Source organism: Cystobacter fuscus (assembly GCF_044360685.1).
Lineage (GTDB): Bacteria > Myxococcota > Myxococcia > Myxococcales > Myxococcaceae > Cystobacter > Cystobacter fuscus_C.
Window position 1 is genome coordinate 10,231,384 of sequence record NZ_CP043491.1, and the last position, 22,036, is coordinate 10,253,419.

Below are 22,036 nucleotides of genomic sequence, written 5' to 3' on the forward strand. Positions count from 1 at the left end.
AGCCAGGCCCTCCCAGCTCAGCCGGTCGGGCGGACGACGATGCCCGTGAGCAGGGCGAGCACGGCCAGCACCGAGATGATGATGAGCGCCTCGGAACTGCCCCGGAAGGCGGTGCCGAAACCCTCCGTGGCCTCACGTCTGGCGTCCGGCTTCTTCTGGCCCACCGCGTGGTCGATGACGAGCACCGTCAGGCTGCCCCCCCTCCCCTCTCAAGGTGAGACGCTCCCCGCTCCCGTCAACCGGGGGCGCCTCCACTCCGGCAATCGCTCGCATCGGCCTCTCGTGGACCTCAGGCCCGTTTGCGCATCAACGTCTTCGGATCGAACTCCGAGAACGAAGGGAAGCGCAGCAGCTCCGTCGTCTCCAGCGAGACGAGCCGCTGGCCATAGGCTTCGAGGTAGCGAGCCCTTGCCTCCTCCCCGACATGCGCGGCGCTCCAGGCCGCGAACGGCGGCAGGACGTCGAATCCCGTGAAGCGGAAGATGCCGTGGTGGATGGGGGAGAGCATTTGCTCCAGGGGGCCGAACAACCCGTCACTGGAGTACGGGCCCTCCCCGCTTCCCGTCGTGAACGAGAGCATGGCCCGCTTGCCTCGCAACACCCCGGTGTCGAACCATTGGCCACCGCCGTAGATGGTCCCCTTGGCGAACACCCGATCCACCCACCCCTTGAGGATGGCCGGAAGGGAGAACCACCAGAGGGGGAATTGGAAGATGAGCACATCGCACCGCAGGAGCTTCTCGAGCTCGGCCTTGATGTCCGGAGCGAAGCCCCCGCTCTCCCCGGCGTGCAGTTCCTCCTGCTGCTGCTTGAAGAAGGCGGGATCCTTGCGGGTCACGAAGTTGCGGCGATCCGACACGGGATCCCACCCCATCGCGTAGAGATCGGACACCACGACCTGATGCCCCTGGGCGGTCAGCACCTTCTGGGCCTGACGGGTGAGCGCCCCATTGAAGCTCTGGGGCTCGGGGTGCGCGTGCACGATGAAGACATTCATGGAGACCTCTCGGTTGGAGGCTCCTCTTATTCGCTTCATCTTCCCCCGATCAAGTACTCATGATTTTCGCATATAGTCAGTAAAAGTAGATCACCCCGTTCGGCAAGAGCCTCGAGCCCATCATCCGCCTCATGATCGAGTGGGGACGGCGCCACGAGAGACGCCTGCTGGCGGCCTCGATGGAGGAGGCGGGCGCCCCCCGCTCAAGGCGCCCATGCGCCCACCCCGGCAGGCTCACTCCGGACGCGCGTAGACGCCCACCGTCTCGCCGAACGCGAGCACGTGACCCTGCACGGCCCGTAGGAGCTGCTGGCGTCCGAAGCCCGGCTCGAGTTCGAGGCGCCGGTCGAGCGCCAACACCTGGAGGTGGTAGCGGTGCGGGATGTCCCCCCAGGGCGGAGCACAGCCGGTGTAGCCCACGCGCAGGAAGCTGTTGCGACCTTGCACCGCCACGTCCGTGCCCTGCGCCGGGAGGCCCTCGGGCAGGGAGTCGCGCCCGGCGTCCAGGTCCGCGACGAGCCAGTGGACGAACGGCTCGGGGGTGGGCGCGTCCGGATCCTCCATCCAGACCACGAAGGATTGAGTGCCCGCGGGGCCCGCGCCCCAGCGCAACGGCGGGCTGAGCCCTGCTCCATCGGCGGTGTAATGCACGGGAATGTCGCGCCCCTTCACGAAGGCGGGACTCATCACCACCAGGGGAGCCACATGGCTCAAGTCCAGCCGGTATTGGGCGAGCCGCTCTTCCCCCGCTCGCTCGCCGGGACGTCCGCGCAACATCCGGGGCATGCCCAGGACGAGGCTTCGCAACGTGTGGTTCAGGTTCATCCGCCGAAGGTAGGAACGAGTTCCCCTCGAAGCTGGAGCCGGTACTCGCCCGGCTGCTTCAGCTCGACGGGAAAAAGACATCGGGTCGGAGCGGCCTCGGGTTGTCCCCCTCCGAGGTTCACGTTAAGGTCGCGCCCCTTCTGGCCACCTGGCGTTCCGATGGCGGCTCGGGCGCCCGCTGCCCGGCCGTAGGACGCCCGGGTGGCGCCTGTTCGCGGCCCAGGTCCCCCGGCTCTCCCCTGGTCGCGCGGACGGCGGACCCCCATGGCATTGCTCGAACTCGAGTCGCTCCGGACCACCGCCGAGCGCATCGATATGTTGGGCACCGGGCCCGGGAGGAACGTATGGAAGTGATCATCGTGTCGCTGGTGGGTGTGCTGGCGTTTGGCGGCGTCTTCCTGCTTCTGGGTCCGGAGTGGTGGAGCTCGAGCCTGGGGACGCTCAAGAAGAAGCCCGGCGAGGACGCTCCCCCGAAGGGCCAGCCGCCGAAGGGCGAGTCCCAGAAGGACGAGTCCCCGAAGGGCCAGTAGCCGCGAGGCCCTCACGGCGGGAGGGCAGTGCGCGCATGCATCGAGCGCTGCCACCGCGCTCCAGAGGTGCACACAGGCGCCTGCCCCGCGCCAGGAGGATTCCGATTCTGGGAGCAGCGCGGCCAGCGTACGCTCCGCGCCCTCAACCCCAGGAGAACGCCACATGAGCGACGAGATCGTCTTCTACCACAACCCCAAGTCGCGAGCGCAGATGGTGCACTGGATGCTCGAGGAACTCGGTGGTGTGTCCTACCGGACCGTGCTCATCGACATGGAGAAGCAGGAGCACAAGACGCCGGAGTTCCTCGCCATCAATCCAATGGGCAAGCTGCCGGTGCTCGTGCACGACGGCACCGTCATCACCGAGACGGCCGCGATCATCACCTATCTCGCCGACACGTTCCCCCAGGCCGGCCTGGCCCCGCTACCCGGTGACCCGCGCCGCGGCACCTATCTGCGCTGGCTCTTCTTCGGCGCGGGCTGTTTCGAGCCGGCGCTGATCGACACCATGTTCAAGCGTCCGCCGGTCGAGCGCAAAGGCGCCCTGGGCTACGGCAGCTACGAGGACACGATCGGCGCGCTCAAGAAGATGCTCGTCCCCGGCCCCTACATCCTCGGGGAGCAGTTCAGCGCGGCCGACGTCTATGTCGGGTCCTCGCTGGCCTGGGCCGCGAAGTTCGGCGCGCCCGGCCTGGACGAGCCCGTCTTCAAGAACTACATCGCGCGCATCACCTCGCGCCTGGCCTACAAGCTCACGTCGGGCGGCTGAAGCCTCGGCTTCTCCAAGGGAGAGGAAGGTCCGAGCCCTCTGCCCTTCTGAAACACCCGTACGAAGCGTACGAGCAAGCGGCCCTGGCGCATCGCGTCATGATGCTTACCCATTGCGCCATGGACGCCATCTCTCTACTGAAACAGGACCACGCCACCCTCCGGAAGCTGTTCAAGCGCTACGACGCGCTCAAACACGGAGGGGACGTCAGCAAGAAGCAGGAGATCTCCCGGCGCATCATCCTGGAGCTTTCCATCCACGCCGCCATCGAGGAGCAGGTCTTCTATCCCTCGGTGAAGGCCCACGATCCGAGGTGGATCAAGCGGATCGACGAGGCGCTGGAGGAGCACCGGGTCGCGAAGTGGGAACTCGCCGCGCTCCAGCGGATGAGCCCGGAGGATCCGCGGTTCGACGCCCGGTTCACGGTGCTGGTGCAGAACGTGCTGCACCACATCGAGGAGGAGGAGAACGGGCTGTTCGCCCGCATCCACCAGACCTTCACCCAGGAGGAGCTCGACGCCATGGCGGACGCGCTCGCCCTCGCGAAGCGAGCGGTGCCGACGCACCCGCACCCGATGCTCCCGGACGAGCCTCCTGGCAACCTGGTGATGCCGCTGGTGGCGGTGTTCGACCGGGGCTGGGACCTGGTCACCGAGCTGGTGGAGCGCGGCCTGGCGTGGGCACGGCAACTCACCGAGGTGGGACGCGAGCGCGCGGAGGAGGTGGGCGAGGAGGTACGCAAGTGGACGCTCGAGGCCCCTGGCCGGGGACTGAAGGTGACGAGCGACGTGCTCGAGGAGACCCGGGGCATGGCGCGCGACGCGAGCCGGAATGTCCGGCGCATGGCGGAGCAGGCGGCGAATGATGCCACTCCCCGGATGGGAAACGGGGAGCCACGCCACAATGGCGCGAGCGCCCACCGCGCGAAGACGTCCCAGCCGCCAAGGCACCGGGGAAGCGTGAGTCGCCAGGCGAGCGCCCCCGCCGGGAAGACGGCGCGCCAACGCGCCACGAGCGAGAAGAGCAACGCCGCCGGGAAGTCCGCCCCGAGAGCGTAGAAATCCGAGCGCGCCCGAGGGCTCGCTTGGGACTCCACGGGGCGGGCCCGCGCGGCTTCGGCGCGGCTCAGCCCTGCTGGGCGCGCAGCGGACGGAAGAAGTCCTGGATGTCCTTCACCAGGCGCTCCGGCTGCTCCATGTGAGCGAAGTGGCCGCCAGTGGGGAAGACATTCCAGCTGCGCAGATCGTAGTACTTCTCGGCCCAGCTGCGCGGCATCTGGACGACGTCATTGGGCATGATGGCCACGCCCGTCGGCACATTCACCACGCGGGGATCCGGGTGCGAGGGCTTCCAGGGGTGGTGGGCGGTCTCATAATAGAAGCGCGCGGCGCTGCCGAAGCTCTCGGTGACCCAGTACAGGGTCATCGCGGTGAGCAGCTCGTCCTTGGTGAAGACCTTCTCCACGTCACCGTCGCAGTCACTCCAGGCCCGGCGCTTCTCGAGGAACCAGGCGCACATGCCCGCGGGTGAGTCGTGCATGGCATACGCGAGCGTCTGCGGCCGGGTGCTCTGGATGTTCACGTAGCCGGTGCCATCCCGCAGGAAGTTCACGGTCCGCGTGAGGGCCTGCTGCTCGTCGGGGGCGTAGGCCTCGGGAGCCGGGATGCCGTTGGGATTGGTGTTGGCATCCAGCGGCATCGGGAAGGTCACGTGGAGGCCGAGCACGTGCTCCGGGTAGCGGTGAGCGATCTGCGAGGAGACGAAGGCTCCGATGTCACTGCCCTGCGCGCCGAAGCGCGAGTAGCCGAGCCCCTCCATGAGCCGCACCCAGAGGTCCGCCGTCCGCATGAAGTTGAGGCCCGTCTGCTTCAGGGGCGTGGAGAAGCCGAAGCCGGGCAGCGAGGGCACCACCACGTCGAAGGCGTCCTCCGGATTCCCCCCGAACTCGGCCGGGTGGGTCAGAGGCCGGATGACCTTGTGCATGTCCCAGAAAGTCCAGGGCCAGCCATGGGACAGGACAAGCGGGATGGGGTGAGGCCCCTGTCCCTTCTCGTGGATGAAGTGGATGGGCACCCCCTCGAGACTGACGCGGTAGTGGGAGAAGGCGTTGATGGCCCGCTCCTGGGCACTCCAGTCGAAGTCCTTCGCCCAGTAGCGCACGAGCTCGGCGAGATACCCTTGCTCGGTGCCATAGCCCCAGTCCTCGTTGCCATGGTCTCCCGCCCAGCGGGTCCGCGTCAGGCGCTGGCGGAGATCCGCCAAGACGTGCTCGGGGATGGAGACCGTGAAGCGCTCCGCGTTCAAGGACCCCGCCGGCTTCTTCGGGCCGTGCATCGGGTGGATGAGCGGGTGACGTTTGTTCCCCAGCTTCTCCGCTGCCTGCTTCCACTCCACCGAACTCCGGACAAGAGGTTTGATCGAAATCACGTTCTGACTCCTCGACGGGACCACGCATTGAGCAGGGCCAAGAATAAAGGCATGGGTTGTCTTTGTCAGTGAATCATTTCACACGAAACACGTGAAGACGCACACACCCTGGCCGCCACGACGCCGAGATGACAAGGACAAATTCGCAGGAGGGACGGTCCTGCAAGCGACTCCCTCCAATGAGAGGAAAGCGCATCGACCGCGCCTTCGGCGGTGCCTCATGAAAAATCCTGGCAGCCGCTCGAGCCGTGGGTGCGGTCGCGCTCACTCACATTGAGGAACTCGTCCCTTGATGAGTGCGCGCTTCTGGATTCCGAGACATTGATTGGCTTTGGCAGGTGCCTTTCCCCCGGATAATCCATATCGATGGAAATCCCAGAAGATTCTCTGAAGCGCTCGGCCTGGACGGCTTGACCAGCTGATGCCGGGGACAGGACTGGAGCAGTGCCCGCCATCCGTTGGTCACAAAGATTTACAAACATGCAACAACATCCACTTCGCGCTCGTCCAGCCCGCCCGCGGCCTCATTTGAGTTAGCCGCCCTTATTTCGAAAATAGCAAACCCTTATGATTCCAGGACCGGACAGCCCCAACGTACTCAGAGTGGAAAAAAGGCTTGTATTCGTCGGACTTCGAGTAAAAGCTGCGCGCATGGCGAAGATTGAAGTTGGGGCTGGCGCCACCAAGTCGACAATTGAGATCACTCCGGGCGAGCGTCTGCTACACCATGCACTGGCCCATCCAGCACGGCCTGTCCCGTTTGGCTGCCGCAAAGGAGTCTGCGGAACCTGCCTCTCCCAGGTGCTCGAAGGCTGGGACTCGTTTGCGCCTGCAAGCCCAGCCGAGCAGGAGCTGCTCGATGCACTGGGCGTGACCGAGGACATGCACATGCGATTGGCATGTCAGCTCGTCGTTCGCGACGATGCCCAGCTCCTTCCGGTAGGCAAGAAAGGGGCGCGGAGTGCCGTCAGCCGCCCCGCCACGGCCGCATCCCAAGCGCCAGACCAGACCACCCACCAGACCTCCTCTCAGAAAGGATGAACCTCATGCTGAACGCGCGCTACCCCGACATCGGCTTCTCGACCAACGTTTTCGACAACCCGCCCGACGTGGTGGATTCGGTGGCCAGACTGGCTCCCCATTTCCACTCCATCGAGCTCGAGTTGGGCGAGCGAGCGGAGACCGCGGTGATGGAGATTCCCGAGGGGGAGTACACGAGAATCGTCGGAGCCCTCCGCGAGCTCATCGCCACCCACGGCACCGACCTCAGCGTCCATGCTCCGTATCTCGCGCACAACCTCGCCTCCGATGACGCGGGGACCCGAGAGGCCGCCGTCGAGCGCCTGATGAAGGCTTGTCGCGTGGCCCGGGACCTCGGCTCGCGGCGGGTGACCTGTCATCCGGGCATCATCGGCAAGAGGACCCCGGAGAAGACCATCGAGCCGCTGCTCAGGTCCCTGGAGAAGTGCATGCCCACCCTCTCCGACTGGGGCATCACGCTCTGCCTGGAGAACATGGGAGCCGATCGTCCCACCTACATCGTCTACACCCCTGAGCAACAGGCGGAGATCTGCCGCAAGAGCGGCGCCCGGATCGCGATGGACGTGATTCACCTCGCCTCGGTCGTACCGCAGGGTGAGGAGTTCGAACGAGCGGTCGAGATTGTCGCTCCCTTCGTCTCCAACATGCACGTGGCCGACATGAACATCCCCGACCACGTCCACATCCCGATTGGCGCGGGAAACCTCCCCCTTCAGGAGATTCTGGCGCGCTTCAAGCAGCTCGGCTACGCGGGGCCGGCCATCGTGGAGGAGTTCGGCGGGCCGTACACGACCGAGGTCTTCCTGGATCGCGCGATCGCCTTCCGCAAATCCCTTCAGTCGGGGCCAGTGTGATGACTCCCGCGGCTTCAGACCAGGCCCAGCCCTCTGCCGAACCGACACCGTTCGCGCAGGGGCTGCGCAGCAGCCTGCCAGTAGCGACCTCGTTCGTCTTCTCTTTCTTCGCCCTGGGAGCCGTGACCCGGGGCGCGGGCCTCGACGCGGTCCAGGCGACGGCGATGACCGCATTGATGTTCGCGGGTCCGGCGCAGTTCGCGGTCATGAGCCTGCTGGTGGCGGGAAAGCCCGCCACCGAGGCGCTGCTGGCAGTGCTCATCATCAACTTCCGCTTCTTCATCATGGCGCTCAACCTGCTCCCCACGTTCCGGGGAGTCCCCTTGCTGCGCATCCTGGCCGGAGTGCCGATGCTGAGCGCGAGCACCTTCGCCGTGACCCAACTGGGCTCACGAGACCAGAACTCGGGGCGCGCGGCGCATGATTACTTCCTCGGCGTCTCGCTTGGGAGCTTCCCGGTCGCGGTGGTCTGCACGGCACTCGGCAATATGTCCGCCCATGCCCTGCCGGAGGCGATCCTCAAGAGCGCGCCGGCCATCCTGCCCATCTACTTCGCCATCATGCTGAGCAAGGACATTGCCCGCCCGGCGATCCTGCTCTGCGCGGGCACGGCACTGCTGAGCGCCCCACTCGCCGAGCGCATCTTGCCCTCGGGGGGAAGCATCCTCTCCGCCCTGCTCGTGGCAGCCGGGTTCGCCTGGTTCACGGGCAAGAAGAAGGAGGTCCGCCGTGCAGACTGAATTCGCGTCCTCGCAGGTCTGGTGGATGATTGTCCTGGGCGCGCTCTGTACGAATGCGCTTCGAGCCGTTCCCTTCATGGCCTCACGCTGGCTGCCAGACGAGCTGCCTCCGGGGTTGGTGCGGTTCTTCGAGTTCTCGGGAATCGCGATCGTGGGATGCCTGATGGGCGAGGCCATCTTCGCTCCTCAGCGGACGGCCGAGATAGGGCTTCGCGCGTTCTTCACGGTGCTGGCGTTCGCGCTCATGCTCAAGCTCAAGAAGCCCACCCTCTGCCTTCTCCTCGCATTCCTAGGCCTTGCCCTCTCTCGTGGTCTGTTCACGTTATGAAGACAATGACTTCATCCAATCCGAGGCCTCTCATCCTGGTGCTCAACTCCGGGAACCCGGGCCGGTTGAGCCATCTGCGCCAGCTCCACGAGCTCGGTGAACGCTACCGTCTCCTGCTCGTCCTCGACTCGCGAGCGCCCGCCGGATGGCAGACGAGATTCCTCCCGGAACACCTGCTGTGCGACCTGAGCGATCTGGAGCGGAGCGTTCCGTCCCTGGTGAAGGCCATCGATGGCCACGGCAAGCCCGCCGGCATCATCAACCTCTCGGAGTTCTGTGTCCCGCTCCAGGCGGAACTCGCCGAGCATTACCAGTTGCTCGGACCGAGCCGGGAAGCCGCGCTCATCGGTCGCGACAAGTCGCGGATGCGCGCATTCTTCCAGAAGATCGGACTGCCCGTGCCGCGGTTCCATCGGCTCTCGCGCTCCAATCTGGGCGCGCTCCGCGAGCTGCGTCTGCCGATCGTCCTCAAGCCCGCGTTCGGCGGAGGTTCGACACTCGTGCAGCGGTGCGAGACCTACGAGGAGGCGGAGCGCGAGTTCGCCCGCATGGAGCTCGACGCGCGCAAGACCTACTCGGGCGATAGCCTGCTGGCTGGAGCCGACAAGGCCGGGTCCAATGAATTCCCATTCGTCGCCGAGGAGCTCATCGGTGGCGAGGTTCTCTTCCCCACGCGTCTGCCCTACCGGGTAGGAGAGATCAGCGTCGAGAGCGTGCACTTCGGAGGACAGACCCGGGTGCTCGCGATCCACGACAAGCCGCTGCCTTCCAACGGACCCTACTTCGAGGAGTTCGTCTCCTCGACGCCCAGCCGTATTCCCTCGGCGCTGCAGGAGCAGGCCAGGGATTATGTCGACCGGATCCACCGGGGTCTCGGGGGAGGCTCGTATGTGCTTCACACCGAGTTCCGCACGCTCGCCGATGGTTTGATGCCGCTGGAGTTCGGCATCCGCATGGGCGGAGCGCAGATCTACCAGACGGTGCGGCTGTCCACCGGCATCGATTTCCTCGAGCTGCTGATCTCCATTTCGATGGGACAGACGCCAGAGGTCCAGCCCGGGCCCACCCGTCCGACGATCGCACACGCGCTCTGGGCGCCCAAGACAGGGGAGCTGACCCGCGTTCGCGGTTACACCCATCTCGACACCACGCCTTACTATGTCGAACATCAGTTCTACGACGAGCTGGGAACCCGGGTGAAGCGAGCACCCCTGAGCTCGCGAGCGCAGGGTCATGTCATCTACCGCGCGCCTCCAGGCGAGAGCACGGCGCAGCAGGCGTTCGACCGGATCGAGGAAGAACTCCTTCGTGCGCTGGATGAACTCGAGTTCGAAGTCGATGGAGAGCGCTCAACCCCTATCAGCCGGAATCGAGTCTAGGCATGAAAACCAATACCGCGGCGACTTCCAGCACGGCAGCTTCCATCACGGCGCATGAGGACTGGCTCAGCCACATCCGGGGCCTGGTCAAGGCGGACGCAGCGGTCAACGAGAGGATTCTGTCGTTGACCGCCAACGAAAACACCATGTCGCGCTCGGCGATGGAGCTGGTGAATTACTCGCTGGGCCAGCGCTATCACCTGGGTGACGGGACGGGCCCCGTGCCCACCTCGAGCATCGGCCAGCTCGGGGAACTCCAGTTCCGCGCGTTCCCGGGAGTCCTCTCGCTCGAGAAGTTCGCTCGCGATGCGCTGTGCGAGGCGCTGGGCGCCGCGAGCGTGGACTTCCGCCCGCTCTCGGGCGTGCACGCGATGATGTCAACGCTCCTCGCGCTGAGCGAGCCCGGGGACCTCGTCCTGAGCCTCCCTCCGGAGGCGGGTGGCCACCATTCGACCGCGCCCATCCTGCTCCGGGCGGGCAGGCGCAGTGGCTATCTGCCCTGGAACCATGAGCGCCAGGAAGTGGACATCGCGGCCCTGCGCCAGGGGCTCTCGGAGCATGGCAGGCCCCGGATCGTCTTCCTCGACCCGAGCATCTGCCTGTTCCCGCTCAACCTTCGGGAACTGAGGGCGGTCCTCGGCTCGGAGCCGTTGATCGCCTACGACGGCTCGCATCCGCTCGGTCTGATCCTGGGGGGCGTTTTCCAGTCCCCGCTCGAGGAGGGCTGCGACGTGGTGCAGGGCAACACGCACAAGTCGCTCCCCGGTCCCCACAAGGCCATCGTCGCCACGAAGTCCAAGGAGCTCGGAGACACCTTCCGTGGAATGCTGTCCGAGGCGCTCGTGTCGAGCCAGCACACGAATCACTCGCTCGCGCTCTACTGGACCTTGCTGGAGATGAAGACGTTCGGCAGGGCCTACGCCCTCCAGGTGCAGAGCAACGCACAGGCCCTGGCTCGAGCGCTGACCCAAAGGGGGTTCAAGCTGTTCAGCCGCAACGGCGAGTACACGCGCTCCCACATGCTGGTGGTGACCGAGTGCCCTGGCGTCGCCCCGGCCGAGGCCTGCCGCCGCCTCATCCAGTGCTCCATCAACGCCAACTCCCGCCCCTGGGCCGGACGCTCCATTCTGCGCCTGGGCGTGCAGGAGGTCACCCGCCGGGGCATGAAGGAGCAGCACATGGACTATCTCGCGGACCTCATCGCCAACATCGTGGAGGGACAGCTCGATTCAACTGTCCTTCGCGCCGAGGTCGAGCGGCTCCGGGAGGACCTGAGCGGAATCCACTACTCCTTCGACTCCGTGTAGGCGGAGGGGCCGAGGAGGACCGCCGTAGAGAGCAGAGAGAAAGACGAAGGGCGCGGACTCCGAGGATTTCTCCAAGGATTCCGCGCCCTTCTGATGGTCGGGGAGACAGGATTCGAACCTGCGACCCCTTGGTCCCGAACCAAGTGCTCTACCAGGCTGAGCCACTCCCCGTTACCGGTACGAACTCCGCCGGGACTGCTCTCGGGCCGACGAAGTGGGCGGGGATGTACCCGACCCACCCGGCTGAGTCAACGCCCAACGCACAGCTTTCCATTCCCTCGTGCACGTCTGGAGTCCGCCACGACCCATAGGTCAAAAAAAACCCATGGCCCCGACCGCCAACCCCCTCATCTTGCAGGGAATTCACACCGGAACGCCGCTTGCTTTGAGCATCCACCGAACCGCGCCATCCGCCAGGGTACCATGCCTTCTCCGGTTGTCCTCATTTCCGACGACGAGCCGCTCGTCGTGTCCGCGCTCGCCCGGGAGGCCCGGCGCACGGGCCTCACCTCCGTGGCGGACACCACCTCCCGGCACGTGATGGAGCTGGCCCGGCGGCACCGCCCCGCGGTCATCATCCTGGACATCCACCAGCACGAGGATGGGAGGGATCTGCTCGCCCAGCTCAAGCAGGACCCCCAGACGCGGGACTGCAAGGTCATCATCCTCAGTGGCGTGGAGGACCAGTTCACCCGCCATGTGTGCTTCGAGCTGGGCGCGGACGCCTACGAGGTGAAGCCCTTCGATCACACCTTCATGACCCGGGTGGCGAGGATGGCGGGCCTGCCGGGCGTCTTGCCCGGGAGCCTGTGCTCAGGAGCGTAGGGAGTGGATGGCGGCGGCGTAGTCCTTCGCGCCGAACACGTACGAGCCCGCCACCAGCACGTCCGCCCCGGCCGCCACCACGAGGCGCGCCGTCTCGGAGTTGATGCCCCCATCCACCTGGATGTGCGTGTGCAGCCCGCGCGCATCGAGCATCGCGCGCAACCGGCGCACCTTGTCCACCGTATGGGGAATGAAGCCCTGGCCCCCGAAGCCCGGGTTCACGCTCATCAGCAGCACCATGTCCACGTCGCCCAGTACCTCCTCCACCGCCGACAGCGGCGTGGCCGGGTTGAGCACCACCGCCGGCCGGGCGCCCGCGTGGCGGATCTGCTGCAACACCCGGTGCAGGTGCGTGCACGCCTCCGCGTGCACCGTGACGATGTCCGCCCCCGCCTTGACGAACGCCTCGACGTACTTCTCCGGCTCGACGATCATCAGGTGCACGTCGAGCGGCCGGGTCGCCGCCTTCTTGATGGCCTGCACGATGACCGGCCCCAGGGTGATGTTGGGCACGTAGCGCCCGTCCATCACGTCCACGTGGATCCAGTCCGCGCCCGCGGCTTCCACCGCGCGGACCTCCTCCGCCAGACGGCCAAAATCCGAGGACAGCAGCGAGGGCGACACGAGCACACGGCGGGTCATGGGCGCTACTTAGCCACTTCCCCACCTCATGGGTACTGGCTCGGTTGGAGAGCGAACAGACGAAGAAGGGGTTTCACTCGGAGGGGAAGCATCCGGCCGGGGGAGAAGCGATGGCTCCCGAGGCCGTGGTAAGAAGCACCTTTACAGTCCGCGCGCCGTTTCCTCTCCGGAGCCTTTCCTGGTGCTTCCACAGACCCAGCCATCCGAGCCCGTCGATCTCAACCGGCGCCTCAAGAAGCTCACGTCCATCCTGGACGTCACCAAGGCGATGAGCGCCGAGCGGGACCTGGATCTGCTGCTGCCCCTCATCCTCTACGAGGCCAGCAAGGTGGTGGAGGCGGATCGCTGCTCGCTCTTCGTGCTGGACCGCGAGCGCAACCAGCTCTGGAGCAAGGTGGCCCAGGGCTCCAAGAGCGAAATCCGCCTCCCCGTGGGCAGCGGCATCGCCGGGCGGGTGGCGGAGACGGGCGAGGTCATCAACCTGCCGGACGCCTACGCCGACGAGCGCTTCAACCGCACCTTCGACAGCATCAGCGGCTACCGCACCCAGAGCGTGCTGTGCGTGCCCATGCGCGACGCCAACGGCGAGGTCACCGGCGTCATCCAGGCCCTCAACAAGCTGAGCGGCGGCGCCTTCGACTCCGAGGACGAGGAGCTGCTGCTCGCGCTCGGCGCCCAGGCCGCCGGCGCCATCGAGAACGCCCTGCTCCACGAGGAGATCAACAGCCTCTTCGAGGGCTTCGTCTCCGCCTCCGTGGTGGCCATCGAGTCGAGGGATCCCACCACCGCGGGCCACTCGGGCCGCGTGGCCAACCTCACCGTCTCCCTGGCGCGCGCGCTCGAGCACGTGCACACCGGGCCCTACGCCCACACGCGCTTCAGCGCCACCGAGCTGCAGGAGGTGCGCTACGCCTCGCTCCTGCACGACTTCGGCAAGGTGGGCGTGCGCGAGCCGGTGCTCGTCAAGGCCGAGAAGCTCTATCCCCACGAGCTGGAGGGCTTGCGCGCCCGCTTCCAGCTCGCGCGCAAGGACTTGCAGTTGCAGAGCTACCGCCGGCGCATCGCCGCCGTGAAGCTGCGCGGCACCCCGCACCTGGCGGAGATCGAAGCCGAGGAGGAGGCGCGGCTCGCCCAGGAGTCCAAGCAGCTCGACGAGGTGCTCGAGTTCGTCCTCACCTGCAACCGGCCCAGCGTGCTCGCCCAGGGCAACTTCGAGCGGCTGCACGAGCTCAAGCACCTGCGCTTCCAGGACGGGTTCGATCAGAATCAGCCCCTGCTGCTCGAGCGGGAGATCCAGTCGCTCTCCATCCTCAAGGGCACGCTCTCCGAGGCGGAGCGCCTGGAGATCGAGAGCCACGTGGAGCACACCTACCGCTTCCTGTCGCAGATTCCCTGGACGCGCACCCTGCGGCGCGTGCCGGAGATCGCCTACGCGCACCACGAGAAGCTCAATGGGACGGGCTACCCGCGCGCCATCCCCGACGCCGGCATCCCCGTGCAGTCGCGGATGATGGCCATCGCGGACATCTACGACGCGCTCACCGCGAGCGACCGTCCCTACAAGAAGGCCGTGCCGCACCCGCTCGCGCTCGACATCCTCCAGCGCGAGGTGAAGAGCGGACAGCTCGACGCCGAGCTGTTCCGCATCTTCGTCGAGGCCGAGGTGCCCCAGCGCGCCCAGCAGCCCGCGCGCGAGTGACCCGGCCACTCCCCCGGCCCCGGTCGCCCGGGGCGAGGGCCGTGCGCCTCAGCTGCCGATGACGTGCAGCCGCAGGCTGTTGATCTTCCCGGGCTGACCCACGGGCGCGCCGTAGACGATGACGACGCGGTCACCCTTGCGCGCGAGGCCGCGGGCGACGAGTTCCTCCTCCACCCGGCGCACCATCGCCTCCGTCTCCTGGATGGGCTCGAGCACGCGCGGCACCACGCCCCAGAGCAGCGCCAGCCGGCGGCGCACTTCCTGGTTGGGGCTGAAGGCCACGATGGGCACCGGGGGCCGGTAGTGCGCCAGCAGGCGCGCCGTCACACCCGACAACGTGAAGGCCGCGATGAGCGAGGCCCCGGACTGCTTGGCCGCCTGGCACGCGCTCGCGGCGATCACGTCCGGGAAGTGCGTGGGCAGACCCACCGGCGAGGTGGGCGCGCGCAAGAGGTCCTGCGCGCGGATGGTGGACTCGGCCGCGAGCACGATGCGGTCCATCATCTGCACGGACTCGATGGGGAACTTGCCGCTGGCCGTCTCGCCCGAGAGCATCACCGCGTCCGCCCCGTCGAAGACGGCGTTGGCGACGTCGCTGGCCTCGGCGCGCGTGGGCCGCGGGTTGTCGATCATCGAGTTGAGCATCTGCGTGGCCACGATGACCGGCAGGCCGCGCGAGTTGCAGCGCCGCACGATGTCCTTCTGCACCGAGGGCACCTCCTCGGGCGGAATCTCCACGCCGAGGTCGCCACGCGCCACCATCACCCCGTCCGTCTTGTCCAGGATGGCGTCCAGGCGGGCGATGGCCTCGGGCTTCTCCAGCTTGGCGATGATGGGCACCGACTGGCCGATCTGCGCCATGGCCGCACGCGCCATGTCGATGTCCGCCGGCTGGCGCACGAAGGACAGGGCGATGAAGTCCACGCCCTCCTTGATGCCGAACACCAGGTCCTCGCGGTCCTTGGGGGTGAGCGCATCCGCGCGCACCGCCACGCCCGGCAGGTTGATGCCCTTGTTGTTCTTGAGCGTGCCGCCGTGGATGACCTTGGTGCGGATGAGCTGCTTCTTGTCCGTCTCGATGACGCGCAGTTCCAAGAGGCCGTCATCCAGGAGGATGCGGTCGCCCGGGTTCACGTCCGACGCCAGGTGCGCGTAGGTGGTGGACACGATCTCGTCCGTGCCCTTCACGCTCTCGTCGGTGGTGATGTGGAACTCGCCGCCGGACTTCAGCTCGGTGCTGCCGGTGATGAAGCGGCCGGTGCGGATCTTCGGACCCTGCAGGTCGCCCAGGATGCCCACCGCCTTGCGGCACTTGAGCGAGGCCGCCCGGAGCTTGGCGATGTTCTCGGCGTGCTGCTCGTGGCTGCCGTGGGAGAAGTTGAGCCGGGCCACATCCATTCCGGCTTCGATCAGGGCCTCGAGCATCTCCTGGCTCTGACTCGCAGGGCCCAGGGTACAAACAATCTTCGCGCGTCGCATGGCGCGGGAGAATCAATCCGAGCCACGCATAGGGTCAAGCAGCGACAGCGTCACCGCATCCGATCGGTAAATCCGTAAAGCAGCGCCCCCTCAACCGCGCAGCAGCAGGTTGAGGTTCTCGCGCTCCCAACGCAGTGCGGCAGCGTAGAGCGGAAAGGCCTTCTCCCGCTCCCGGAAGGCCCGTGGGTGATGCACCCGGCGGCCCGTCGCGTTGGAGCTGGGAAAGAGCTGGTGGAGCATCTCGTGGAAGAGGATGAATTCCACGAAGAAGGCGGGCACCTCGGGGCGATCCAACGCGGGATGGATGCGGATCTCCCGCGTCTGATGATCATAGACGCCCAAACGGATGGACTTGCGGCGCCGGCGGGGCGGCAGGCGGCCCCAGCCCACGCGCGCCCGGATGGTGTCCTGGAAGTAGGTGCGGTTGAGCTGGTCGAACATCTCCTGCAGGTTGAAGCAACGGCCCTGGGGATCCAGGTCGGCCTCGGCCGCGTGGCGCTCCTGACGGATGCGCGGCTGCTGACCCCGGATGTAGTCGTCCAGGATGACGCCGGCCATGCGGTTGCCGCGGCCCGCGTAGTCCGCCACCGCGCGCACCACGGCCTCTGGCGCATCCAGGAACATGTGGTGCAGCCGCAGTTGCAGCGCGTGGGCGGTGCGGCGGAAGGACACCATGGTGGAGCGGTTGTCCGTCACCGACAGGCGCACCGGAATGCGCAGGTTCGCCGACAGCCAGTAGGCGAGCGTCTCCGCCCGGGCCCACAGCTCGTCCCGGGTGGGCTGGGGAACGATCGGCCATTCCTCGGGAGCCACCGCCTCGGACGAGACGTGCTCCACGAGGGGCGCCTCCTCGCGTGAGAGCGTGGCCAGCCGATGCGAGGCCTCCACGGCCCGATGGCGCGCGGGCTGCGACTCGGCGCCCTGCTCGGAGGGCGCTCGCGGAAGGAGATAGGAGGGTTGGGTCGGGAGCGACGACACGCGGGGGGTATCGTACCCAGCGGCTCCCGGGACTCAAGACCGGCGGCACCTGCCCGCCCGCCCAGCGTCGCCCCGTCAACCCCGGCCGTGTCGTCTGCTCTCCTCCGCGAGCCGCTCCCCCAAGGCCTCCACCGCCTCCGGCGTGGTGTTGAACGCCGCCCACACCTCCTCCATACCGCCCGCCTCTTCCACCGCCAGGCAGGCGTCCCCCCCCAGCCGGGCCTGCTCCAGGTCCCCATAGCGCCCCATCTGCACGCTCCAGCTCCCGTCCGGCCAGCGCTCGAAGGGGTAGAGCCGGCACGCCAGGGGCCGCACCTCGGAGGGCAGGCCACACCCCTGGCCCCGCTCGTGGAAGACACAGGCCCCCGCGCGCACGAGCAGCGTCAGCCGCACCGGCCCGCGACGGAAATAGCCCCGGTAGAGAGGACGGCGCGCCTCGTAGCCCGCCGCGTCCTCCTCGGTGAGGTACTCCTCGGCGACGAAGCGCCGGGGGGCGAGCCCCGTGTGCCCGGCGATGCGCTCCACGTCCGAGCGCGTGAGGGTGGCGAGCTGCTCCCCCGGCTTCACCTCGCAGCACGAGCTGCCCAGCAGCCGCGGACAGCGGGCGCAGACCGGGCCCATCGGCGGGCCCATGCGAGGCGTGTCCGTCATGGAACGGCGGGCGCCTCGCCCCCGCGCGTCTTGAGCAGCCGCTCCAGGCGATCCGGCTCCAGGCGCACCACCAGCGTCTTCTCCCGGCTGTAGAGGACCTGCCCCGGCGCGCCCCCCTTCACCTTCTTCACGAACTTCACCGGCACCCAGCTCACCTCACCGCGCGGCTCGCCCTTGGCCCCCGAGTGGTGCAGCGCCAGGTGCGCCGCGTCCAGGAGGACTTCCTGCGACACCTCCACGCCCTTCTCCAGGGGCACCACCACGTGGCTGCCGGGCAGTCCCCGCGCGTGCAGCCACAGGTGGCCCGGACGCGCCACCTTGAAGGTGAGCGTGTCGTTGTCCTCGCCGCCCTTGCCCACCCAGATGCGCTGGCCCCCGTGCCCCACGTACTCCTTGAAGGGCCGTGCCTCGGGTGGGCCGTCCTCGCCCACCCCCTTGCGCAGCACCTCCACCTGCGCGAGCAGCGCCGCCTCGTCCAGCGCCTCCAACTGCCGCAGCGCCAGTTGCGCGTGCTCCACCTCCCGCGCCAGCTCCGCCTCGCGCTGCCGCGCATGCTCCACGCCCCGCAGCAAGCGCCGGTACTGGTGGAAGTGCCAGTCCACCTCCTCCTTCGGCGTGCGCTTGGGATCCAACGTCACCTTCACCTCCTCCACCCCCTCCTCGGTGTACGCGGTGAGCGTCACCTCGGACACCCCACGCTTGAGGCGGTGGAGGTTCTGCGTGAGCAGCTCGCCCACCTGCCGGTGACGCTCGGCCTCCGGGCCCCGCGCGGCCTCGGCGCGCACCTTCTCCAGCGTCCGCCCCGAGCGCTTGAGCCGCGCCCGGTACGGCAGCGTCAGCCGTCGGCGGATCGTCTCCGCGCGGCTCGCCTTGTCCCGCGCGCCCAACAGCCGCTCGGCCGCCTCGGCCAGGGGCAGGAAGTCGCCTTCCACGGGCGTGAGGCGCGAGGGCTGGCCCCGCGTCCGCTCGAGCACCTCGGGCGAGAGGGGCTCGGGAGGCGACCACTGGGCGCCCGGGTGCAGCGCTCGCCGCTGCGCGAGGCCCTCGCCCGAGAGCATCAACACCCGTCCCGCCTCCGTCGTCAGCACCAGGCCCCCGGGCGAGCCCAGCTCCAGCACGAGCCGCCGCCGGGACTCGTCGCTCTGCAGCTCGAGCACCACCAGCCGCTCGGTGTCCCGCCAGGCGAGGCCCGCGAGCTTCAACCCCACCAGCTCCTGGCGCAACCAGCGCTGGAAGGGGGCGGGCTCGCCGGGCGTGGGAAAGCGATCCGCGGCCACGGAGATGCGCGCCAGCTCTCCCTCGGCGCACAGGCACAGCAGCACCGAGCGCCCCGGCACGCGCAGCTCCAGGTAGACGAGGCGCGGCAGGGGACACCACGCCTTCTGCACCACCGCGCCCGTCAGCCGCGCGGCCACCTCCGCCACCACCTGCTCCAACTCCGAGGGACGCAGCGACACCTCAGCCTCCTCACTGGCGCGAAAAACACGAACGGCCCGGCGGGAAGTCCGCCGAGCCGTTCAAATTGCGCCAGGTGACTGGCTTGAGTCTAGCCCTCGTCCTCGGACGGGGCGGCCTCGGTGGTGGTCTTGGCCGTGCGCTTGCGGGCCGGAGCCTTGCGGGTGGCGGTCTTCTTGCCAGCGGCCTTCTTGGCCGTGGTCTTGCCCGCCGCCTTCTTCGTGGCGGTGCGGGGAGCGGCGCTCTTGCGGGTCGTCTTCTTCGCGGCGGTCTTCTTCGTCGCGGCCTTCTTCGCGGTCTTCTTCTTCGCGGCCATCTAAAGCCTCCGTGGGTTACCGCCACTCGCTAGGAGTGGGGCCTGCACTCGCATGGGGAGTGCTTGTGGTGAAGAGTAGAGATGCCTTGCCAGTGTGTCAACGCATGGTGATGTAGTGCAACGCGTGGCGAGCCGATTTTTCGGCATCTCGCGCACGATCGGGACCCTCCGGACGGTGCTACAGGCCGCGACCACGGCGCTCCGGAGCCGATTTTCCGGCCTCCGCCGCGTTCCGGGTGTGTCTCCGGCCGTGTCATCGAGGCCCGAGGCAGTGTCACCCCGCGCGCACTCACACGCGAATCGGCGCGAACTTCGCGGAGTTCGACGGTGCGAGCGGGCACGTACGTGCTTACCGTGGCCTTCGCGATGAATGCTCACGTGAGAACCTTTCCTGACTCCTTCACCTTCGGTGTCGCCACATCCGCGTACCAGGTGGAGGGTGGCATCGAGAACGACTGGGCCGAGTGGGAGCGGGCCGGGAAGCTGAAGGAGCCGCACGTGCGCTGCGGCCGGGGTGTGGACCACTGGAACCGCTACGAGGAGGACTACGGCCTGGCGCGGGACGTGGGCGCGAGCGCCTTCCGCATGTCGCTGGAGTGGGCGCGCATCGAGCCGGAGCGCGGGCGCATCGACGGCGCGGTGCTCGAGGCCTACCGCGAGCGGCTCTTGAAGATGAAGGCCCGGGGCCTGCGGCCGGTGGTGACGCTCCATCACTTCACCCACCCCACGTGGTTCCACCGGGACACCCCCTGGCACCTGCCCCAGAGCGTCGAGGCCTTCCGTGCCTATGTGCGCGCCTGCGCCCCCATCCTCCGGGGACTGGACGCGCTCGTCATCTCGCTCAACGAGCCCATGGTGCTGCTGCTCGGCGGCTACCTGCAGGGCCTGATGCCGCCGGGCATCTGCGACGGGGCGAAGACGATGGCGGCCCTGGGCAACATGGTACGCGCCCACGTGGCCGCGCGCGAGGAGCTCCGGGCGGCGCTCGGCCACGTGGAGATCGGCATCTCGCAGAACACGCTCGCCTTCGCGCCGGACCGCGCGTGGAATCCCCTGGATCGCGCGCTCGTGCGCCTGGGCGCCCAGGCCTACAACCACTCCTTCCACGAGGCGCTGGTGTCCGGAAAGCTCCGGGTGAACATGCCCGGCATCGGCTCCACGAAGCAGGACATCCCCGGGGCCAAGGACTCGTGCGACTTCATCGGGGTGAACTACTACACGCGCGCCCACCTGCGCTTTTTGCCGCGCGCCCCGTTCCTCTCCTTCCAGTTCCGCGACAAGCACGGCCGGGGCCTCACGGACATCGGCTGGGAGGTGTGGCCCGAGGGCTTCGGCCAGGTGCTGCGCGAGCTCAAGCGCTACGGGCTGCCGGTGTGGGTGACGGAGAACGGCATCGATGACCGGAGCGGGGAGCGCCGCCCGGCCTACCTGCGCGAGCACCTGGAGCAGGTGCTCACCGCGCGCGCCGAGGGCGTGGACGTGCGCGGCTACCTCTACTGGAGCCTCCTGGACAACTTCGAGTGGCTCGAGGGCTGGGGGCCGCGCTTCGGCCTGTACCACGTGGACTTCGAGACGCTCGAGCGCCGCCCCACCCCCGCCTGCCAGTTCTACCGGGAGGTGGCCACCACGCGGCAACTGCCGAGCCTCGTCCCGCCGGGCCCCGTCGCCCAGCCCAACCTCATCATTCAGCCGAGCGCGGCGCGGTAGTCCACGTCCTGCTCCTCGCCGGGCCCCTCGGGGTCCGCGCTCGCCGAGCCGAAGAAGCGGCGCACCGCGTCGCGCACCTCGTCGGGCGAGTCGAGCTGGTTGACCTCGGAGCGGAAGAGGGCGGCGCCGCGCAGGCCGTGGCCGTACCAGGCCAGGTGCTTGCGGAAGGAGCGCACCGCGGCGAGCTCCAGCCCCGCGCCCACGAAGTCCAGGTGGGCGGCGAAGTGCCGGAGCACCCCCTCGCAGCGCTCCTCGGGCTCCGGCGGCGCGCCGCCGAGCAGCTCGCGGAAGAGCCACGGGTTGCCGAGCGCCCCGCGGCCCACCATCACGAAGTCACACCCCGTGGTCTCCAGCATCCGCCGCGCGTCCTCGGGCGTCTTCACGTCGCCGTTGCCGATGATGGGCCGGTCCGGGAAGTGCCGCTTGAGGTCGGCGATGACACGCCAGTCCGCCTGGCCCGAGTAGCCCTGGGCGCGCGTGCGCGGATGGATGGCGAGCCCCGCGCACCCGGCGTCGAAGAGCGCGTGGGCCACCTGGAGGTAGTTGCGCTGGTGCTCGTCCCAGCCCGAGCGGATTTTACAGGTGACGGGCAGGCCCGTGGCCGCGTGGATGTCGCGCACCAGCGTGGCCGCGCGCTGCGGCTCGCACAAGAGGGCGCTGCCCGCGCCATTGCGCGTCACCTTCTTCACGGGGCAGCCCATGTTGATGTCGATGATCTGCGCCCCATGGCTCTTGCCCACGAGGGCCGCGCGCACCATGGCCTCCGGCTCTCCCCCGAAGATTTGCAGGCTGTAGGGCCGCTCCACCTCCGGGTTGAAGCGCAGGTACTTGAGGGTGCGCTGGTTGGCGCGCATGAGGCCCTGGGAGCTCACCAGCTCGGTGGGGCAGAGCGCCGCGCCCAGCTGGAAGGCGATGACGCGGAACGGCATCTCGCTCACCCCCGCCATGGGGGCGAGGATGTAGGGGTTGGGCAGGGTATAGGGACCGAGGCGCGGCATGATGGGGGCGAGAACCTAGCGGATTGAATGGATTGTTCCAGGGGCGGCCAGGCCCTGCGCGCGGGCGGGCCTTTGGTTAAGGTTCGGCC

The 22,036-nt window shown here is 68.0% G+C and carries 23 protein-coding genes and 1 tRNA gene; 12 read left to right on the forward strand and 12 right to left on the reverse strand.

Annotated elements, in window-relative coordinates:
* Positions 1 to 17 precede the first annotated feature (17 nt).
* From F0U63_RS41965 to F0U63_RS41975, 3 genes are all read right to left on the reverse strand, one after another.
* Positions 18 to 185, reverse strand: coding sequence for a hypothetical protein (locus F0U63_RS41965; RefSeq protein WP_395839561.1), 168 nt, complete (start codon positions 183 to 185; stop codon positions 18 to 20).
* Positions 186 to 289: 104 nt separating this feature from the next.
* On the reverse strand, positions 290 to 997 hold the full coding sequence (locus F0U63_RS41970) for an NAD(P)H-dependent oxidoreductase (RefSeq protein WP_395839563.1): 708 nt from the start codon (positions 995 to 997) through the stop codon (positions 290 to 292).
* Between the two features lie 234 nt (positions 998 to 1,231).
* Positions 1,232 to 1,804 (reverse strand): YbhB/YbcL family Raf kinase inhibitor-like protein, encoded by a 573-nt coding sequence (locus tag F0U63_RS41975; protein WP_395839565.1) that lies wholly within the window; start codon positions 1,802 to 1,804, stop codon positions 1,232 to 1,234.
* Between the two features lie 362 nt (positions 1,805 to 2,166).
* On the opposite strand from F0U63_RS41975, the gene F0U63_RS41980 reads away from it, so the two are divergent.
* The 3 genes from F0U63_RS41980 to F0U63_RS41990 all read left to right on the forward strand — a co-directional run bounded on the left by F0U63_RS41980 (position 2,167) and on the right by F0U63_RS41990 (position 4,179).
* Positions 2,167 to 2,352, forward strand: coding sequence for a hypothetical protein (locus tag F0U63_RS41980; protein ID WP_395839567.1), 186 nt, complete (start codon positions 2,167 to 2,169; stop codon positions 2,350 to 2,352).
* A gap of 163 nt (positions 2,353 to 2,515) precedes the next feature.
* Positions 2,516 to 3,121 carry a glutathione S-transferase family protein gene (locus F0U63_RS41985; protein WP_395839569.1) on the forward strand — a complete coding sequence of 202 codons (606 nt, stop codon included), beginning with the start codon at positions 2,516 to 2,518 and terminating at the stop codon, positions 3,119 to 3,121.
* Between the two features lie 98 nt (positions 3,122 to 3,219).
* The gene (locus F0U63_RS41990) at positions 3,220 to 4,179 is read left to right on the forward strand and encodes a hemerythrin domain-containing protein (protein ID WP_395839571.1); all 960 of its coding nucleotides are present in this window, start codon (positions 3,220 to 3,222) and stop codon (positions 4,177 to 4,179) included.
* Positions 4,180 to 4,246: 67 nt separating this feature from the next.
* Here the strand turns inward: F0U63_RS41990 and F0U63_RS41995 are convergent, their stop codons facing one another.
* Positions 4,247 to 5,548, reverse strand: a complete 1,302-nt coding sequence (locus tag F0U63_RS41995) for an epoxide hydrolase family protein (protein WP_395839573.1) — start codon at positions 5,546 to 5,548, stop codon at positions 4,247 to 4,249.
* A gap of 651 nt (positions 5,549 to 6,199) precedes the next feature.
* Between F0U63_RS41995 and F0U63_RS42000 the strand changes: the two genes are divergently transcribed.
* Genes F0U63_RS42000 through F0U63_RS42025 form a run of 6 tightly spaced genes read left to right on the forward strand, consistent with a single transcriptional unit; the run spans position 6,200 to position 11,197 of the window.
* Complete coding sequence (locus F0U63_RS42000; RefSeq protein WP_395839575.1) at positions 6,200 to 6,589, forward strand: 2Fe-2S iron-sulfur cluster-binding protein; 390 nt, start codon at positions 6,200 to 6,202, stop codon at positions 6,587 to 6,589.
* A 5-nt stretch (positions 6,590 to 6,594) separates the two neighbouring features.
* Entirely contained in the window at positions 6,595 to 7,443 is an 849-nt protein-coding gene (locus tag F0U63_RS42005; protein ID WP_395839577.1) for a sugar phosphate isomerase/epimerase family protein, read from the forward strand.
* Positions 7,443 to 8,183 carry an AzlC family ABC transporter permease gene (locus tag F0U63_RS42010; protein WP_395839579.1) on the forward strand — a complete coding sequence of 247 codons (741 nt, stop codon included), beginning with the start codon at positions 7,443 to 7,445 and terminating at the stop codon, positions 8,181 to 8,183. The genes F0U63_RS42005 and F0U63_RS42010 overlap by 1 nt, the downstream gene beginning before the upstream one ends.
* Positions 8,173 to 8,511 carry an AzlD domain-containing protein gene (locus F0U63_RS42015; RefSeq protein ID WP_395839581.1) on the forward strand — a complete coding sequence of 113 codons (339 nt, stop codon included), beginning with the start codon at positions 8,173 to 8,175 and terminating at the stop codon, positions 8,509 to 8,511. The genes F0U63_RS42010 and F0U63_RS42015 overlap by 11 nt, the downstream gene beginning before the upstream one ends.
* Positions 8,512 to 8,516: 5 nt before the next feature.
* A complete protein-coding gene (locus F0U63_RS42020) occupies positions 8,517 to 9,890 on the forward strand; it encodes an ATP-grasp domain-containing protein (RefSeq protein WP_395839583.1) in 1,374 nt (457 codons plus the stop codon).
* A 2-nt stretch (positions 9,891 to 9,892) separates the two neighbouring features.
* The gene (locus F0U63_RS42025; protein WP_395839585.1) at positions 9,893 to 11,197 is read left to right on the forward strand and encodes a hypothetical protein; all 1,305 of its coding nucleotides are present in this window, start codon (positions 9,893 to 9,895) and stop codon (positions 11,195 to 11,197) included.
* A 94-nt stretch (positions 11,198 to 11,291) separates the two neighbouring features.
* Here F0U63_RS42025 and F0U63_RS42030 read toward each other — a convergent pair.
* Positions 11,292 to 11,368, reverse strand: a tRNA-Pro gene (locus tag F0U63_RS42030).
* 252 nt (positions 11,369 to 11,620) lie between these two features.
* On the opposite strand from F0U63_RS42030, the gene F0U63_RS42035 reads away from it, so the two are divergent.
* Positions 11,621 to 12,022 carry a two-component system response regulator gene (locus F0U63_RS42035; RefSeq protein ID WP_395839587.1) on the forward strand — a complete coding sequence of 134 codons (402 nt, stop codon included), beginning with the start codon at positions 11,621 to 11,623 and terminating at the stop codon, positions 12,020 to 12,022.
* Here the strand turns inward: F0U63_RS42035 and rpe are convergent.
* On the reverse strand, positions 12,011 to 12,664 hold the full coding sequence (gene rpe / locus F0U63_RS42040; RefSeq protein WP_395839589.1) for a ribulose-phosphate 3-epimerase: 654 nt from the start codon (positions 12,662 to 12,664) through the stop codon (positions 12,011 to 12,013). The two genes, F0U63_RS42035 and rpe, sit on opposite strands and share 12 nt — an antisense overlap.
* Positions 12,665 to 12,845: 181 nt before the next feature.
* Between rpe and F0U63_RS42045 the strand changes: the two genes are divergently transcribed.
* Positions 12,846 to 14,363 (forward strand): GAF and HD-GYP domain-containing protein, encoded by a 1,518-nt coding sequence (locus F0U63_RS42045; RefSeq protein ID WP_395839591.1) that lies wholly within the window; start codon positions 12,846 to 12,848, stop codon positions 14,361 to 14,363.
* 48 nt (positions 14,364 to 14,411) lie between these two features.
* Here F0U63_RS42045 and pyk read toward each other — a convergent pair whose 3' ends face one another.
* The 5 genes from pyk to F0U63_RS42070 form a co-directional block, all read right to left on the reverse strand.
* Entirely contained in the window at positions 14,412 to 15,842 is a 1,431-nt protein-coding gene (pyk, locus tag F0U63_RS42050) for a pyruvate kinase (RefSeq protein ID WP_395839593.1), read from the reverse strand.
* Positions 15,843 to 15,932: 90 nt separating this feature from the next.
* Positions 15,933 to 16,820 (reverse strand): hypothetical protein, encoded by an 888-nt coding sequence (locus tag F0U63_RS42055; protein WP_395839595.1) that lies wholly within the window; start codon positions 16,818 to 16,820, stop codon positions 15,933 to 15,935.
* A gap of 75 nt (positions 16,821 to 16,895) precedes the next feature.
* The gene (locus F0U63_RS42060) at positions 16,896 to 17,471 is read right to left on the reverse strand and encodes a YkgJ family cysteine cluster protein (protein WP_395839597.1); all 576 of its coding nucleotides are present in this window, start codon (positions 17,469 to 17,471) and stop codon (positions 16,896 to 16,898) included.
* On the reverse strand, positions 17,468 to 18,928 hold the full coding sequence (locus tag F0U63_RS42065) for an NFACT RNA binding domain-containing protein (RefSeq protein WP_395839598.1): 1,461 nt from the start codon (positions 18,926 to 18,928) through the stop codon (positions 17,468 to 17,470). Before F0U63_RS42065 ends, F0U63_RS42060 begins: the two co-directional genes overlap by 4 nt.
* A gap of 89 nt (positions 18,929 to 19,017) precedes the next feature.
* Entirely contained in the window at positions 19,018 to 19,242 is a 225-nt protein-coding gene (locus tag F0U63_RS42070; protein ID WP_002628809.1) for a hypothetical protein, read from the reverse strand.
* A gap of 366 nt (positions 19,243 to 19,608) precedes the next feature.
* Between F0U63_RS42070 and F0U63_RS42075 the strand changes: the two genes are divergently transcribed.
* Entirely contained in the window at positions 19,609 to 20,949 is a 1,341-nt protein-coding gene (locus tag F0U63_RS42075; protein WP_395848510.1) for a glycoside hydrolase family 1 protein, read from the forward strand.
* Here F0U63_RS42075 and dusB read toward each other — a convergent pair.
* The gene (gene dusB, locus F0U63_RS42080; protein WP_395839600.1) at positions 20,928 to 21,947 is read right to left on the reverse strand and encodes a tRNA dihydrouridine synthase DusB; all 1,020 of its coding nucleotides are present in this window, start codon (positions 21,945 to 21,947) and stop codon (positions 20,928 to 20,930) included. The genes F0U63_RS42075 and dusB overlap by 22 nt on opposite strands.
* Between the last annotated feature and the right edge of the window lie 89 nt (positions 21,948 to 22,036).

What these genes read in the sequence shown, in the direction of transcription:
- F0U63_RS41970 (WP_395839563.1), bottom strand. Translation starts at nt 997, where the DNA reads ATGAATGTCTTCATCGTGCACGCGCACCCCGAGCCCCAGAGCTTCAAT.
- F0U63_RS41980 (WP_395839567.1), top strand. Translation starts at nt 2,167, where the DNA reads ATGGAAGTGATCATCGTGTCGCTGGTGGGTGTGCTGGCGTTTGGCGGC.
- F0U63_RS41985 (WP_395839569.1), top strand. Translation starts at nt 2,516, where the DNA reads ATGAGCGACGAGATCGTCTTCTACCACAACCCCAAGTCGCGAGCGCAG.
- F0U63_RS41990 (WP_395839571.1), top strand. Translation starts at nt 3,220, where the DNA reads ATGATGCTTACCCATTGCGCCATGGACGCCATCTCTCTACTGAAACAG.
- F0U63_RS42000 (WP_395839575.1), top strand. Translation starts at nt 6,200, where the DNA reads ATGGCGAAGATTGAAGTTGGGGCTGGCGCCACCAAGTCGACAATTGAG.
- F0U63_RS42005 (WP_395839577.1), top strand. Translation starts at nt 6,595, where the DNA reads ATGCTGAACGCGCGCTACCCCGACATCGGCTTCTCGACCAACGTTTTC.
- F0U63_RS42010 (WP_395839579.1), top strand. Translation starts at nt 7,443, where the DNA reads ATGACTCCCGCGGCTTCAGACCAGGCCCAGCCCTCTGCCGAACCGACA.
- F0U63_RS42020 (WP_395839583.1), top strand. Translation starts at nt 8,517, where the DNA reads ATGACTTCATCCAATCCGAGGCCTCTCATCCTGGTGCTCAACTCCGGG.
- F0U63_RS42025 (WP_395839585.1), top strand. Translation starts at nt 9,893, where the DNA reads ATGAAAACCAATACCGCGGCGACTTCCAGCACGGCAGCTTCCATCACG.
- F0U63_RS42035 (WP_395839587.1), top strand. Translation starts at nt 11,621, where the DNA reads ATGCCTTCTCCGGTTGTCCTCATTTCCGACGACGAGCCGCTCGTCGTG.
- rpe (WP_395839589.1), bottom strand. Translation starts at nt 12,664, where the DNA reads ATGACCCGCCGTGTGCTCGTGTCGCCCTCGCTGCTGTCCTCGGATTTT.
- pyk (WP_395839593.1), bottom strand. Translation starts at nt 15,842, where the DNA reads ATGCGACGCGCGAAGATTGTTTGTACCCTGGGCCCTGCGAGTCAGAGC.
- F0U63_RS42060 (WP_395839597.1), bottom strand. Translation starts at nt 17,471, where the DNA reads ATGACGGACACGCCTCGCATGGGCCCGCCGATGGGCCCGGTCTGCGCC.
- F0U63_RS42070 (WP_002628809.1), bottom strand. Translation starts at nt 19,242, where the DNA reads ATGGCCGCGAAGAAGAAGACCGCGAAGAAGGCCGCGACGAAGAAGACC.
- F0U63_RS42075 (WP_395848510.1), top strand. Translation starts at nt 19,609, where the DNA reads ATGAATGCTCACGTGAGAACCTTTCCTGACTCCTTCACCTTCGGTGTC.
- dusB (WP_395839600.1), bottom strand. Translation starts at nt 21,947, where the DNA reads ATGCCGCGCCTCGGTCCCTATACCCTGCCCAACCCCTACATCCTCGCC.